Origin of the sequence: Bradyrhizobium sp. 87 (genome assembly GCF_023073015.1) — a bacterium.
In the GTDB taxonomy this organism is placed as follows: domain Bacteria; phylum Pseudomonadota; class Alphaproteobacteria; order Rhizobiales; family Xanthobacteraceae; genus Bradyrhizobium; species Bradyrhizobium canariense_D.
On record NZ_JADPIQ010000011.1, the window covers coordinates 98,730 to 111,774 of the forward strand.

14 protein-coding genes and 1 pseudogene are annotated in these 13,045 nt (G+C 62.7%); 7 read left to right on the plus strand and 8 right to left on the minus strand.

Features of this window, described 5'->3' with window-relative positions; genetic code table 11:
- Nucleotides 1–2 precede the first annotated feature (2 nt).
- The 4 genes from urtD to urtA all read right to left on the minus strand — a co-directional run bounded on the left by urtD (nucleotide 3) and on the right by urtA (nucleotide 4,950).
- Nucleotides 3–764 (minus strand): urea ABC transporter ATP-binding protein UrtD, encoded by a 762-nt coding sequence (gene urtD, locus IVB50_RS02700; RefSeq protein WP_018454669.1) that lies wholly within the window; start codon nucleotides 762–764, stop codon nucleotides 3–5.
- Nucleotides 761–1,939, minus strand: coding sequence for an urea ABC transporter permease subunit UrtC (urtC, locus tag IVB50_RS02705; RefSeq protein WP_026232788.1), 1,179 nt, complete (start codon nucleotides 1,937–1,939; stop codon nucleotides 761–763). Before urtC ends, urtD begins: the two co-directional genes overlap by 4 nt.
- Nucleotides 1,936–3,543, minus strand: coding sequence for an urea ABC transporter permease subunit UrtB (urtB, locus tag IVB50_RS02710; protein ID WP_018454671.1), 1,608 nt, complete (start codon nucleotides 3,541–3,543; stop codon nucleotides 1,936–1,938). Before urtB ends, urtC begins: the two co-directional genes overlap by 4 nt.
- A gap of 84 nt (nucleotides 3,544–3,627) precedes the next feature.
- Nucleotides 3,628–4,950, minus strand: coding sequence for an urea ABC transporter substrate-binding protein (gene urtA / locus IVB50_RS02715; RefSeq protein WP_026232789.1), 1,323 nt, complete (start codon nucleotides 4,948–4,950; stop codon nucleotides 3,628–3,630).
- 474 nt (nucleotides 4,951–5,424) lie between these two features.
- Here urtA and IVB50_RS02720 point away from each other — a divergent pair, with 474 nt between their 5' ends.
- The 3 genes from IVB50_RS02720 to IVB50_RS02730 all read left to right on the plus strand — a co-directional run bounded on the left by IVB50_RS02720 (nucleotide 5,425) and on the right by IVB50_RS02730 (nucleotide 7,759).
- Nucleotides 5,425–6,966: a DEAD/DEAH box helicase gene (locus tag IVB50_RS02720; RefSeq protein ID WP_051112971.1), complete on the plus strand. Its 1,542-nt coding sequence runs from the start codon at nucleotides 5,425–5,427 to the stop codon at nucleotides 6,964–6,966.
- A gap of 23 nt (nucleotides 6,967–6,989) precedes the next feature.
- Nucleotides 6,990–7,277: a translation initiation factor IF-1 gene (gene infA, locus IVB50_RS02725; protein ID WP_007599789.1), complete on the plus strand. Its 288-nt coding sequence runs from the start codon at nucleotides 6,990–6,992 to the stop codon at nucleotides 7,275–7,277.
- A gap of 269 nt (nucleotides 7,278–7,546) precedes the next feature.
- Entirely contained in the window at nucleotides 7,547–7,759 is a 213-nt protein-coding gene (locus tag IVB50_RS02730) for a cold-shock protein (RefSeq protein WP_007599788.1), read from the plus strand.
- Nucleotides 7,760–7,860: 101 nt separating this feature from the next.
- On the opposite strand, the gene IVB50_RS02735 is transcribed toward IVB50_RS02730, so the two are convergent.
- The 4 genes and pseudogenes from IVB50_RS02735 to IVB50_RS02750 all read right to left on the minus strand — a co-directional run bounded on the left by IVB50_RS02735 (nucleotide 7,861) and on the right by IVB50_RS02750 (nucleotide 10,823).
- On the minus strand, nucleotides 7,861–8,481 hold the full coding sequence (locus tag IVB50_RS02735; RefSeq protein WP_039799130.1) for a TadE/TadG family type IV pilus assembly protein: 621 nt from the start codon (nucleotides 8,479–8,481) through the stop codon (nucleotides 7,861–7,863).
- Nucleotides 8,482–8,504: 23 nt separating this feature from the next.
- Nucleotides 8,505–9,078 (minus strand): annotated as a pseudogene (locus IVB50_RS02740) (TadE/TadG family type IV pilus assembly protein).
- A 270-nt stretch (nucleotides 9,079–9,348) separates the two neighbouring features.
- The gene (locus tag IVB50_RS02745; RefSeq protein ID WP_018454676.1) at nucleotides 9,349–9,843 is read right to left on the minus strand and encodes a pilus assembly protein N-terminal domain-containing protein; all 495 of its coding nucleotides are present in this window, start codon (nucleotides 9,841–9,843) and stop codon (nucleotides 9,349–9,351) included.
- Between the two features lie 152 nt (nucleotides 9,844–9,995).
- On the minus strand, nucleotides 9,996–10,823 hold the full coding sequence (locus IVB50_RS02750) for a sterol desaturase family protein (protein ID WP_018454677.1): 828 nt from the start codon (nucleotides 10,821–10,823) through the stop codon (nucleotides 9,996–9,998).
- A 261-nt stretch (nucleotides 10,824–11,084) separates the two neighbouring features.
- Between IVB50_RS02750 and IVB50_RS02755 the strand changes: the two genes are divergently transcribed.
- The 4 genes from IVB50_RS02755 to cpaB all read left to right on the plus strand — a co-directional run bounded on the left by IVB50_RS02755 (nucleotide 11,085) and on the right by cpaB (nucleotide 13,035).
- Complete coding sequence (locus IVB50_RS02755) at nucleotides 11,085–11,249, plus strand: Flp family type IVb pilin (protein WP_007599783.1); 165 nt, start codon at nucleotides 11,085–11,087, stop codon at nucleotides 11,247–11,249.
- A gap of 73 nt (nucleotides 11,250–11,322) precedes the next feature.
- Nucleotides 11,323–11,463 carry a hypothetical protein gene (locus IVB50_RS02760; protein ID WP_162496356.1) on the plus strand — a complete coding sequence of 47 codons (141 nt, stop codon included), beginning with the start codon at nucleotides 11,323–11,325 and terminating at the stop codon, nucleotides 11,461–11,463.
- A 122-nt stretch (nucleotides 11,464–11,585) separates the two neighbouring features.
- Nucleotides 11,586–12,110 carry a prepilin peptidase gene (locus tag IVB50_RS02765; RefSeq protein ID WP_018454679.1) on the plus strand — a complete coding sequence of 175 codons (525 nt, stop codon included), beginning with the start codon at nucleotides 11,586–11,588 and terminating at the stop codon, nucleotides 12,108–12,110.
- A 127-nt stretch (nucleotides 12,111–12,237) separates the two neighbouring features.
- Entirely contained in the window at nucleotides 12,238–13,035 is a 798-nt protein-coding gene (gene cpaB / locus IVB50_RS02770) for a Flp pilus assembly protein CpaB (protein WP_018454680.1), read from the plus strand.
- The last annotated feature ends 10 nt before the right edge of the window (nucleotides 13,036–13,045 follow it).

The window sequence follows — 13,045 nt, forward strand, 5'->3', positions numbered from 1 at the left end:
GCTCAGCGCCCCAGATAAACTTCGATGACCCGCTCGTTGGACGAGACCTGGTCGATGGTGCCTTCCGCGAGCACGGTACCCTCGTGCAAGCAAGTGACCTTGACGCCGAGCTCGCGCACGAATGTCATGTCGTGCTCGACCACCATCACGGTGTGGGTCTTGTTGATTTCCTTGAGCAGCTCGGCGGTGAGATGCGTCTCGACGTCGGTCATGCCGGCGACGGGCTCGTCGACGAGCAGTAGTTTCGGATCCTGGGCGAGCAGCATGCCGATCTCGAGCCACTGCTTCTGGCCGTGGCTGAGGCTGCCGGCGAGACGGTTGCGGGCATCGGTGAGGCGGATCGTCTCCAGCACCTTGTCGATCTGCTCGGCCTCCGCCCGGCTGCCGCGCCAGAACAGCGTACCCTTGACGCTGTGGTCGACATTGAGCGCGAGCAGCAAATTGTCCTGCACGGTCTGGCTCTCGAACACGGTCGGCTTCTGGAATTTACGGCCGATGCCGAGCTCGGCGATGCGGGTCTCGTCCAGTCGCGTCAGATCGGTGACTCCGTCGAACAGCACGGTGCCTTCGTCGGGCTTGGTCTTTCCGGTGATGATGTCCATCATCGTGGTCTTGCCGGCGCCGTTCGGGCCGATGATGGCGCGCATCTCGCCGGGCTCGAGCGTCAACGAGAGGTTGTTGATGGCGTGGAAGCCGTCGAACGAGACGTGCACACCGTCGAGATACAGCATTGCGGAGGTCGCGCGGGTGTCCATGACGTTCATTGCGCCTCCTCCGCCATTTTGGGTTGGGTGACGCCGTCTTCGGCCGCGGCGCTCGCAATGGTCGCGGCGTCGCGCCTTTCCTTCGACGAGTCCCACCAGGCGTTGAAAGTGCCGACGATGCCCTTAGGCAGCAGCAACGTTACCAGGATGAACATGGCACCCAGCATGAACAGCCAGTAGGGCGCGAGCATGCCGGAGGTGAAGAACGTCTTTGCGTAGTTGACGACGACGGCGCCGAGCGCGGCGCCGACCAGCGTACCGCGGCCGCCGACCGCGACCCAGATCACGGCCTCGATCGAATTGCCCGGCGCGAATTCGCTCGGGTTGATGATGCCGACCTGCGGCACATAGAGCGCGCCGGCGACGCCGGCCATGCAGGCCGACACTGTGAACACGAACAGCTTGTAGGATTCGACCCGGTAGCCGAGGAAGCGCGTGCGCGATTCCGCATCGCGCACGGCGATCAGCACCTTGCCGAGCTTGGACGAGACGATGGCGCGGCAGATCAGAAAGCCGGCGATCAGCGCCAGGCAGCTCAGCGCGAACAGCGCAGCACGCGTGCCCTCGGCCTGCACGTTGAAGCCCAAGATGTCCTTGAAGTCGGTCATGCCGTTGTTGCCGCCGAAGCCGAAATCGTTGCGGAAAAAGGCGAGCAGCAGTGCATAGGTCATCGCCTGGGTGATGATTGACAGATACACGCCAGTGACGCGCGAGCGGAAGGCGAGCCAGCCGAAGGAAAAGGCGAGCAGGCCCGGCACGATCAGCACCATCAGCGCGGCAAACCAGAACATGTCAAAGCCGTACCAGTACCAGGGCAGCTTCGAATAGTTCAGGAACACCATGAAGTCCGGCAGAATCGGATTGCCGTAGACGCCGCGGCTGCCGATCTGCCGCATCAGGTACATGCCCATCGCGTAGCCGCCGAGCGCGAAGAAGGCACCGTGACCGAGCGAGAGGATGCCGCAATAGCCCCAGATCAGGTCGATCGAGAGCGCCAGGATCGCGTAGCAGACATATTTGCCCCAGAGCGCGACGAGATAGGTCGGCACTTGCAGGAACGAACCTGCGGGCAGCAGCAGGTTGGAGAGCGGGATGAGGATGCCGCAGGCCACGACGATGGCAAGGAAGATGGTCGCGCCGCGGTCCAGCGATCGCGTCAGCATGTGAGGGGTCATGCTTCCACCGCGCGGCCCTTGAGCGCGAACAGGCCGCGCGGCCGTTTTTGAATGAACAGGATGATGAGAACGAGGATGGCGATCTTGCCGAGCACGGCGCCGGCGACCGGCTCCAGGAATTTGTTGGCGATGCCGAGCGTGAAGGCGCCGACCAGCGTGCCCCAGAGATTGCCGACGCCACCGAACACCACGACCATGAAGCTGTCGATGATGTAGCTCTGGCCGAGATTGGGGCTGACATTGTCGATCTGCGACAGCGCCACGCCGGCGATGCCCGCAATGCCCGAGCCGAGACCAAAAGTCAGCGCGTCGACCCGCGAAGTGGCGATGCCCATCGAAGCCGCCATGCGCCGGTTCTGTGTCACCGCGCGCATCTCGAGCCCGAGTGCCGTGTAGCGCAGCATCGCGAGCAGAATGACGAACACCGCGAGCGTGAAGACAAGGATCCAGAGCCGGTTATAGGTGACCGTGATCTGGCCGATCTCAAACGCGCCGCTCATCCAGGAGGGGTTGCCGACCTCGCGGTTGGTCGGGCCGAACATGGTGCGCACGGCCTGCTGCAGCACCAGCGACAGGCCCCAGGTCGCCAGCAGCGTCTCCAGCGGACGGCCATAGAGAAAGCGGATGATGCTGCGCTCGATCACGACGCCGAGCGCGCCGGCCACCAGGAAGGCGAGCGGCACGGCGATCAGCAGCGAATAGTCGAACAGGACGGGATAGCGGGTACGGATCACCTCCTGCACCACGAAGGTGGTGTAGGCCCCGATCATCACCATCTCGCCATGGGCCATGTTGATGACGCCCATCACGCCGAACGTGATGGCAAGCCCGATCGCAGCAAGCAGCAGCACCGAACCGAGCGAGAGGCCGTACCAGGCATTCTGCACCATCGACCAGACCGCGAGCGAACTCTGGATCGAGCCGATTGCGCTCGCGGCAGCCTTGGTCACCGAGGCCGGCTGGTCGCCCATGCCGGTCAGCAGCGCCATCGCCTCCTGGTCGCCGCGCGCCTTGATGGTGGCAACGGCTTCGAGCTTCTCGAGCTCGGTGGCATCCGGCTTGAACAACAGGATCGCCGCGCGGGCGTCGCCCAGCGCAGCCTTGACGGATCGGTTGGTTTCCTTGGCGAGCGCGCCATCGACCGCTTCGAGCGACGTCTCCTCATGCGACTTGAAGACGGATTGCGCGGCCTGGAGCCGCGCTCCGATGTCGGGTGACTGCAGCGTCAGGCTGCCGATCGCCGCATCGACGCTGCGGCGAAGGCGGTTGTTGAGGCGGACCGCGCTCGCACTGTCGGGCACGCTGGCCACGGCCTGACCGGTCGTGGCATCGATCGACTTGCCGTCGGTGCCGCTGACGTAAACCTTCTTGCTATCAGGGTCGGCCATGAGCCGGCCGTCCTGGAGCGCGCTGATGATCGGAAAGGCCAGCGTATTGCCGCTGCTTGCGACCACGCCGATCGCCTCCTCCGTGTCGGAATAATCGTCGTTGGCGAATTTGGCGACCGCATCCTCGAACGGGCCGGCCAAGGCCGGCAGTGCGAACGCGATCAGGAAGAACGAGAGCAGGAGCGAACAGAGGCGGGCGGACAAATTGGCTGGCACTGTGAAAGACCCCGGCAGAAAAGGGTGGAGAAGGCGGCGGGATCGCCGCCTTCTCCGATCGTGCAATGGAGCGTCAGATCCGGATCAGGAGCCCGAACCGAGGCACTTGTTGGTTTTGGTGTTGAAGTTACCGCACTTCTTGCCGACCCAGTCGCCGACCAGGTCCTTGGAGCCGTCGAGCTCCTTCGACCAGGCGTCGCCCGCGACAAGACCCGGGGTCTTCCACACCACGTCGAACTGGCCGTTGGCTTTGATTTCGCCAATGAACACCGGCTTGGTGATGTGATGGTTCGGAAGCATCTTGGAGGTGCCGCCGGTCAGGTTCTTGGCTTCGATGCCGGGGAGCGCATCGATCACCTTGTCCGGATCGGTCGACTTCACCTTCTCGACCGCCTTGATCCACATGTCGAAGCCGATCACGTGCGCTTCCATCGGATCGTTGGTCACGCGCTTCGGATTCTTGGTGTAGGTCTGCCACGCCTTGATGAACTTCTCGTTCTCCGGCGACTTGATCGACTGGAAATAGTTCCAGGCGGCGAGATGGCCGAGCAGCGGCTTGGTGTCGATGCCGGCGAGTTCTTCCTCACCCACCGAGAACGCGACGACCGGGATGTCCTTCGCCTTGATGCCCTGGTTGCCGAGCTCCTTGTAGAAAGGAACGTTGGCGTCGCCGTTGATGGTCGAGACCACAGCGGTCTTCTTGCCGGCCGAGCCGAACTTCTTGATGTCGGCCACGATCGTCTGCCAGTCGGAATGACCGAACGGCGTGTAGTTGATCATGATGTCTTCCTGGGCGACACCCTTGGACTTCAGATAGGCTTCCAGGATCTTGTTGGTGGTGCGCGGATAGACGTAGTCGGTGCCCGCGAGCACCCAGCGCTTCACCTTCTCGTCCTTCATCAGATAGTCGACGGCGGGGATTGCCTGCTGGTTCGGCGCGGCGCCGGTGTAGAACACGTTGCGCTCGCTCTCCTCGCCCTCGTACTGCACGGGGTAGAACAGGATGCTGTTCAGCTCCTTGAACACCGGGAGCACCGACTTGCGCGACACCGAGGTCCAGCAGCCGAACACGACCGAGACCTTGTCCTTGGTGATCAGCTCGCGCGCCTTCTCGGCGAACAGCGGCCAGTTCGAAGCGGGATCGACGACCACGGCTTCGAGCTTCTTGCCGTTGACGCCGCCCTTCTTGTTCTGCTCGTCGATCAGGAAGAGGATGGTGTCCTTCAGCGTGGTTTCGCTGATGGCCATGGTGCCGGAGAGGGAGTGAAGCACGCCGACCTTGATGGTGTCGTCCGCGGCTTTCGCACCAGAAATGGAAGCCAGACCAAGCATCAGTCCGGCGGTCGCGGCGAGAACGCCACGGCGGCTAAATGGCGCCGCTATATCGTGAGTGGATTTGCTATGCATGAGTGTCTCATCTCCCTGACGCAGACGTGAAAAACGCTGCGGCCCCAACGGCCGCCTGCGATTAACGGATTCGCAAGAACTGTGCCATGGATTAGACACCCTTCAACCGATTGTTTTTGCTGGTGAAATTGACAGAAAACGAAGTATCGCACAGGCCGCGCCGCCTAAACATTGAGCAACTCTAATGTATGCGAATGCGGCAGGCAGGTTATTTTCTGAGCAAATTTGTCACTCTGGCTAAATTTCCGGCATAACTATTTCTGCACCGCGATCGCCGTTTCTGTGGGGCGTGCCTTGAAAGCGCCGCCTCAATGTTCCATATGAGGTCGAGGTCTCTTGCGAATCAGGAGACCGTTGCGAGCCGCGTGTTCTTAAGCCCTTACGGGCGTCTGGCTTGCCCCATCCCATCAAGCCATCCGACACCCCAAACACGCAGGTGTCCCACTCGACACCCTTTTGCGCGCGCCGCGCCGAATGCGCCGGGCGCCCGCTTTTGACATGGAAAGAACCCATCTTTTGACTTCGTTTCAGGATTTCGGCCTCGCCGAGCCCATCGCCCGTGCTCTCACCGAAGAGAACTACGTCACCCCCACCCCCATCCAAGCCCAGACAATTCCGACCGCGCTGACCGGCCGCGACGTCGTCGGCATCGCCCAAACCGGAACCGGCAAGACCGCGTCCTTCGCGCTGCCGATCCTGCACCGCCTGCTCGAGAATCGCATCAAGCCGCAGCCGAAGACGACCCGCGTCCTGGTGCTGTCGCCGACCCGCGAACTGTCCGGCCAGATCCTCGACAGTTTCAACGCCTATGGCCGTCACATCCGCCTGTCCTCGACGCTCGCCATCGGCGGCGTGCCGATGGGCCGTCAGGTCCGCTCGCTGATGCAGGGCGTCGAGGTGCTGGTCGCCACCCCCGGTCGTTTGCTCGACCTCGTGCAGAGCAACGGACTGAAGCTTGGCAGCGTCGAATTCCTCGTGCTCGACGAGGCGGACCGCATGCTCGACATGGGCTTCATCAACGACATCCGCAAAATCGTCGCCAAGCTGCCGATCAAGCGGCAGACGCTGTTCTTCTCGGCCACCATGCCGAAGGACATCGCCGAGCTGGCCGACGCCATGCTGCGCGACCCCGCCCGCGTCGCGGTGACCCCGGTCTCCTCGACCGTGGAGCGCATCCAGCAGCGCATCATCCAGGTCGACTTCTCCGCCAAGCCGGCGTTCCTCGCCCAGCTGTTGAAGCAGGAGCAGGTCAACCGCGCGCTGGTTTTCACCCGCACCAAACACGGCGCGGACAAGGTGGTGAAGACGCTCGAGAAGGCCGGCATCCCCGCCAGCGCCATCCACGGCAACAAGTCGCAGAACCACCGCGAACGGACACTCGCTCTGTTCCGCACCGGCGAGATCCGTACCCTGGTCGCCACCGATATCGCCGCCCGCGGCATCGATGTCGACGGCATCACCCACGTCATCAATTTCGATCTGCCCAACGTGCCGGAGACCTATGTGCACCGCATCGGGCGCACCGCGCGCGCGGGTGCCGAGGGCACCGCGATCTCGCTGGTCGCAGGCGGCGAGGAACTCGCCTATCTCCGCGACATCGAGCGGCTGATCAAAGTGGCGCTGCCGCGTGAGGATCGCCGCACCGACGCCGGCCGCCGCGATGCGGGCCCTCCCCCGCAGCAGCAACGACAGGGTCGGCCGGGCCGCCCGGGCCAGCGTCCGCAAGGCGCAAGGCATGGTGAGGGACGCCACGCTGACGGTCGCCGTGCCGACGAAAGGCATGCGGACGGGCGCCACCACAGTGCCGCCAAGCAGGGCGACGGAAGGCCCGGCAGTGGCCCGAAGGCAGCTCCTCGCAGCCGCTCCGGAGGCAAGGCGCATTCTTCGCCAAACGCCCGTCCGGAACAGCGTTCCGCGCATAGCGCCGGGGCGTCTGATGGGATACAAGGCGTTGCCTTTTTGCGCCGCGAGAGTCGGCCGAACGGCCAACCGAACCGCAAACCCCATTCGCACTAGCCGTCCACGACCTGGAGAAATTCATGGCTAAGGAAGAGCTGATCCAGTTCGAAGGACTGGTCACCGAAATCCTCCCCGACGCGCGCTACCGCGTGCAGCTCGACGCCGGACACGAGATCGTCGCCTACACCGCCGGCAAGATGAAGAAGAACCGCATCAAGACTCTGGCGGGCGACCGCGTGACGGTAGAGATGTCGCCCTATGACCTCGAAAAGGGCCGGCTGATTTTCCGCCACAAGGACGAACGTCCGAGCGGGATGGGCGGACCTCCGCGTCCCGGACAGCGCGGCGGCCAGTTCCGCCGCCGCTAGCGGGGGCCCAGCGCGCGAGCGCGGACCTGTAATTCCGACGTGTATGCTGATCCGCCGTGACCATCACGGCGGATCAAAAAATCGTGCACGTCAGCATTGTTTTGGGTGTCTGTTTCCAATAAAATGACTTAATCGATTTTCGGCCGGACGACATTAGCATCCACCGGTACAGCCGGTTCAGACACGCTGACGACCCTTCCAAAAATTCGATCTAACCTGTCCGCGCAAGCGGGCTCTGACATTGTGTTATCTGAGAAGGGACTACCCCCATGAGCATGGGAACCGTGAAGTGGTTTAACGCGACCAAAGGCTTCGGCTTCATCCAGCCCGACGATGGCGGCCAGGACGTGTTCGTTCACATCAGCGCTGTGGAGCGTGCAGGCCTCGGCACGCTGCGCGAAGGTCAGAAGATCTCCTACGAGATCGTCGCCGACCGCCGTTCCGGCAAGTCGGCAGCCGACAACCTCCGCTCCGCCGGCTGAGCCTACCGCTTACGGGCCCCGATCGGCTCGAGCGAACCAATCAATGAAAAGGCCGGGCGCGATGCCCGGCCTTTTTTTATTCCAGGATCTGCTCTCGTATTTCAGCACGGCGACTTTACACCCGTGTAAGGAACGCAGGTGACCTGGCGCGGCCGCGTGTAGGAGACATCGCTCAGCGTGATGCCCGTCTTCAGGACGAATTTGACAGAAGGCGTGTAGACGTAACTCGCCTGACTGAAGATAAGGTAGGTCGACGCGATCAAGAGCGATGGCGGAATCATCGAGGTGACCGTGGTGCCAGCTACCAGAGTCGGGGGCGGAGCCGTCAGCGTGGCCTGCGTCGCACCGTTGGCAATGGTGGCGGACTTGCTCCATTGAATCTTGGCGACCTTGCTTGAGTCGATATAGATCTGAAGGACCGTGCCGTTCACGAGCGTAGCGTCGTACGGCATGATCATCGATATGCTTGCCGTGAACGTGTCCTGCATGTCGCCATCGTCGACCGATGTCGACTGCGACGTCAAATCGGACAGAGTCCGTGCAATCATTGTGACTTTGCGATTGATCGCCACGGCCGATGAAAATTCGACGGTCCCGAAGAACATCACCAGCATCAGCGGCACGATGACCGCGAACTCGGTCGCCGCGATCGCACGCGTGTCGGCGACGAAGTCGCGCACGGAGTTACGGGCATTCCTCCAGATATTCGCAATCGCCTGCATCTGTCCGCTCGGATCCATCTGTCTCAGAAGGGTTCATTCTTGAAGGCCGCGGTCGCAATCAGCAGCCGCTTGTTGTTGCAGCCCATGTTGAAGCCAAGGCCAGTGACGAAGAGCGGCCACTGATAGAACAGCCGCACCACGACGACCTGGTTGGCGGCCCCGGCACTGTACTGCACGCCGGTTGGATTGAAGCTGCAGGAATCACCATAATTGGTGAGGCTCAGCGCTCCGAACGAGTTTGTACTCACGACGTCGACGTAGAGCTTGGTGCAATCAAACAGCGCCGGGATCTGGCTGCAGACGTAAGCCTTGAACGTCGTTTGCGAGCAGGGTGTGCTGACGCCGGAGACCGCGCAGGCCGTGAGCGTGCCGGAATTGCGCCTGCCCGGTCAGCAACACGCGCGCAGAATTTTGCGAGGCACTCTCGAGCACCTGGCTCGCCAGGAACATCAGCGCCGACTCGATGATGGCGAACAGCAACGCAAAGAACATCGGCGCAACGAGCGCGAACTCGACGGCTGCGGAGCCGCGGCGGCTGCCACGAAACCGGCGCAACGTGGCGAGGAGCCTGAATCTCGTAGGTGCAGGCGAAGGCATCAAATTCCCCAGCAGCAGCAATCATCTGCCATGTTCAATAGCGGAAACTGATTGTTTAAGTGTTTCAGGCGATCCGCACCCGGCGGCCCGGGCCGTTAAGAGCGCGTTAACCGCGAACGACCCGGACCAGGGAGACGAGGACACGGAAAGAGAAACTCGCGCGCGTGCGGCGGGCGGGGACGATCCTTGCCCCCAAATCCGCCAATCAAACTTGCTGGTTGGTCTTACTTGGTTCGTCTTACTTGGTTCGTCTTGCTCAGTTCGCCTTAGTCAGTTCGTCTTGGCGCCCGCACCGGCACTGCCGCTCGCCGAGCTGCTCAACGAACCGGCCTGGCTCATCGTGCTGTTGAAGTAGGTGTCGCTGTCGCCGAGCGTCACGCGGCGCTGGCAAAGCGGCGCGCAGCTGTAGGACTCGCGTTCGATCCCGCGATAGACGGTAACGAGCCGGTCGCTCGGACCTTCGACCTGGACCTGGCGGTCGACCAGGATCTCGCCGCCGCGGTCGAGCGCGATGAAATTGGTGGCGCCATAGCCCTTTCCGGTGACGACGATCATGCCGCCGGGCTGGAGCGTGACGTCGGCGATCAGGGGATTGCCGACCACGATGGTTGCCACCTTGCCAGGCAGCCGCACCAGCTTGGCCTGGTCGACATTGACGGCGATGGTATCGGCGGACTCGGCAATGACGGCAGCCGGCGATGCCAGCACCGCTGTCGCAACCAGAAGACAGACGCGCGCATGACGGCGCAGCAGTTGTTTACGCATACTCTTACCCCCGGGACGTCACAAACCGGCAGAAGCGATCAGATAACAGCCGAGCCGGTGCCCGACCCGGCTAACCTGCCCTCAATTCGTGAACGTTCCGCAAACTCTCGGACTATTGTTTGAACGGACTGGCGTTCGCGGCTCTCGAGAACCTAGCGGCGGAACGGATAGGCAAGCTGCCCTCCGATTTCCTTCGGCATGGTGGCTTCATCCTTGCCGTAATCCTGCGGCAGTTGCCCCTCGGGCATGCGGAAAGTGCCGAACAGCAAGTCCCAGATCGGGAACGTGCCGGCAAAATTGGTGTCGCCGCCCTCTGCTAGCGCGGTGTGGTGCCAACGGTGGAACACCGGCGTCGCCAACACATATTTGAACGGCCCGAAGGTCCAGTTCAGGTTGGCGTGCACGAAGGCCGAATGGAAGGTCGTGAACGGGGCGAGCCAGACCATGGCGTTCGGCGAAATGCCGGCCATCAGCAGCACGACGTCGACCGCGATGGTACCGAGCACGAGATTGACGGGATGGAAGCGTGCCGCAGAAATCCAGCTGATCTCCTCCGAGGAGTGGTGGATCGCGTGGTACTTCCAGAACCCACCGCCGTGGAACAACCGGTGCAGCCAGTACAGCATGAAATCGGACAGCACCAGGAACAGCATGGCCTGGACCCAGAGCGGCAATAGCGCCAGCGAGCCGTGGCCATTGTCGTAGAAGGCGATGAGCCCGTCGGCATCATGGATGTTGAAGACGAAGCTCGCACCGACGATCAGAAGGCCGATCCGCATGACACGTGCGAACACCGGAACGATAAACCAGTAGCAGATGTCCGTGACGATCTCCCGCTTGCGCCACCACGGCACGCCGGGATTGCAGGCCCAGACATGCTCGAGCACGGTGAAGACCACCGCGAGCGCGAAGGTCGCGGGGATCACCTTCGCGATGGTCTCGCCAAGCATCAGGGCGATTTCCATGGGCAGGCTCGACATTGTCGCCTCTCTTGCGAATTGCTGGTCCCGCCTACGCGTACTCCCCCAAATTTAAGGGAGGGTGAAGCCGGTGCTGCGCTTGCTGCACATCCGGAACCGGAACGAATTGCAGCTGGCTGCCTTAAGGCGAAATTCACTCTGGCCAGCGGCAAGCGCGTTTGCCCGATCGAATTAACTCTCCCGAAAGAGCTCGGATCTCATGGTCGTTGCGTCAAGCACACCGCCGAACGAGGCGATCCCACCCCAGATGGAGTTTTGTTCATGAAGAACCTGATTGCGCGTTTCGCGAAAGATGAATCCGGCGCCACCGCCATCGAATACGGTCTGATTGCCGCCGGCATCGCGCTGGCCATCATCACCGTCGTCAACAATCTCGGCACCACGCTGAACGCCAAGTTCACCTCGATCAGCAGCTCGCTGAAGTAGGCGATCGATCAACGACTGCAAAAGCCCCGGATTTCCGGGGCCTTTGTTTTTAAGACGGCGAGTTCCAGTGGCGTTGAGCAAGTACAGAACCGATGCCGTGGTCGCGGCGAACGCGGCCGAGGCGGCGCAGACCGGCTCGCCGGCTTACTGGGTCTGCCTGGCCCTGCTGCTTGCGACCGTCGCGCTCGCCGCACGCATCGCCTCCCTCTGGTGAGCACGCCTTCGGCTGGTTCTACCCCTCAAGACCGCCGCCGCCGTTTTCGGTTTGTTTAGCACTGCCGGCTAGAATCCGGCGACGCCAGCTCCGCGGCACACCCAGGCCTCAAGACGCAGCCCATGATCCTCGACCTTGCGCGCCTTCTGCTCTTCCCGGCCCTGATGGCGTTTGCCGCCGCAAGCGATCTCTTCACGATGACGATCTCCAACCGCGTATCGCTGGCGCTGGTCGCCGGCTTTTTCGCGCTCGCTCTCGCCGGTGGCATGGCACCTTACGAGATGCTGGGCCATGTCGGCGCCGGCGCGCTCGTCCTAGTCGTGGCCTTCACCTGTTTTGCGATGGGCTGGGTCGGTGGCGGCGATGCCAAGGTGGCGGCCTCCGTCGCGCTTTGGTTCGGGTTCGCACAGCTGATGAACTTCCTGCTCTACGCCTCGCTGTTCGGCGGGGCGCTGACGCTGCTCCTGCTCCAGTTCCGGCAGTGGCCGCTGCCTTACGGGCTCGCTGGCCAGACCTGGCTCGCGCGGCTGCACGCCAAGGACAGCGGCATTCCCTACGGCATCGCGCTCGCACTGAGCGCGCTGATGGTCTACCCGGAGACCGAATGGGTGAAGGCGATCGACCTCGCTCACCTCGCATTGCGCTGAACGCATCGGGTAAACCCGGCGTTAAGGCGATTTAGATACGCCTCATTAACCATGCTTTGACGAATAGCTGGTCAACTGCCGATTACGGCGGCGTCAGCGTCGCGGCGTTTGTTGGAAAGTGAAGCGTATGAATAGGGCACGCATTGTCGTCCTGACGGTCGCCATCTGCGCCGGCGGTGTCGCCGCGTATCTGGCGAGCGGCTCGGACAATTCTGCACCGCCTCCTGCTCCGGTCGCGCAGCTTCCCACCGTCGACGTCCTGGTCGCGAAAAACGACATCGGCCTCGGCCAGACCGTCAAGCCGGAAGACGTGCAATGGCAGACCTGGCCGTCCGCGACCGCCAGCGCCACCTTCATCCGCCGCAACGAGCGCCCCGAGGGGGTAACCCAGGTCACCGGCTCGATCGCACGATCTCCCTTCATCCAGGGCGAGCCGATCCGGGACCAGAAGCTGGTCAAGGCCGAAGGCTCCGGCTTCATGGCGGCAATCCTGCCCACCGGCATGCGGGCGATCTCGACCGAGATCTCGCCGGAAACCGGCGCAGGCGGCTTCATCCTGCCCAACGACCGCGTCGACGTGCTTTTGACGCGCCGTCTCAAGAACCCGGACCAGAGCAGCGGCGCTCCCGATGTCGTCACGTCCGAGATCATCCTGGCCAATATCCGCGTCCTGGCCATCGACCAGGCTCCCAAGGAGAAGGACGGCCAGAACGCGGTGGTCGGCAAGACCGTCACTCTCGAACTCAATCCTGCGCAGACTGCGACGCTCTCCTCCGCACGCCAGAGCGGCACGCTGTCGCTGGCGCTGCGCAGCATCGTCGATGTCAAGCTGAGCGAGATCACGCTCGATGACTCCGCACAGAAGCGCGAGGGCATTTCGATCATTCGGTACGGTATCCCAAGCTCGACGGCGAAGGCACGATGAGGACTGTCGA

What these genes read in the sequence shown, in the direction of transcription:
- urtD (WP_018454669.1), bottom strand. Translation starts at nt 764, where the DNA reads ATGAACGTCATGGACACCCGCGCGACCTCCGCAATGCTGTATCTCGAC.
- urtC (WP_026232788.1), bottom strand. Translation starts at nt 1,939, where the DNA reads ATGACCCCTCACATGCTGACGCGATCGCTGGACCGCGGCGCGACCATC.
- urtA (WP_026232789.1), bottom strand. Translation starts at nt 4,950, where the DNA reads ATGCATAGCAAATCCACTCACGATATAGCGGCGCCATTTAGCCGCCGT.
- IVB50_RS02720 (WP_051112971.1), top strand. Translation starts at nt 5,425, where the DNA reads ATGCGCCGGGCGCCCGCTTTTGACATGGAAAGAACCCATCTTTTGACT.
- infA (WP_007599789.1), top strand. Translation starts at nt 6,990, where the DNA reads ATGGCTAAGGAAGAGCTGATCCAGTTCGAAGGACTGGTCACCGAAATC.
- IVB50_RS02730 (WP_007599788.1), top strand. Translation starts at nt 7,547, where the DNA reads ATGAGCATGGGAACCGTGAAGTGGTTTAACGCGACCAAAGGCTTCGGC.
- IVB50_RS02735 (WP_039799130.1), bottom strand. Translation starts at nt 8,481, where the DNA reads ATGCAGGCGATTGCGAATATCTGGAGGAATGCCCGTAACTCCGTGCGC.
- IVB50_RS02745 (WP_018454676.1), bottom strand. Translation starts at nt 9,843, where the DNA reads ATGCGTAAACAACTGCTGCGCCGTCATGCGCGCGTCTGTCTTCTGGTT.
- IVB50_RS02750 (WP_018454677.1), bottom strand. Translation starts at nt 10,823, where the DNA reads ATGTCGAGCCTGCCCATGGAAATCGCCCTGATGCTTGGCGAGACCATC.
- IVB50_RS02755 (WP_007599783.1), top strand. Translation starts at nt 11,085, where the DNA reads ATGAAGAACCTGATTGCGCGTTTCGCGAAAGATGAATCCGGCGCCACC.
- IVB50_RS02765 (WP_018454679.1), top strand. Translation starts at nt 11,586, where the DNA reads ATGATCCTCGACCTTGCGCGCCTTCTGCTCTTCCCGGCCCTGATGGCG.
- cpaB (WP_018454680.1), top strand. Translation starts at nt 12,238, where the DNA reads ATGAATAGGGCACGCATTGTCGTCCTGACGGTCGCCATCTGCGCCGGC.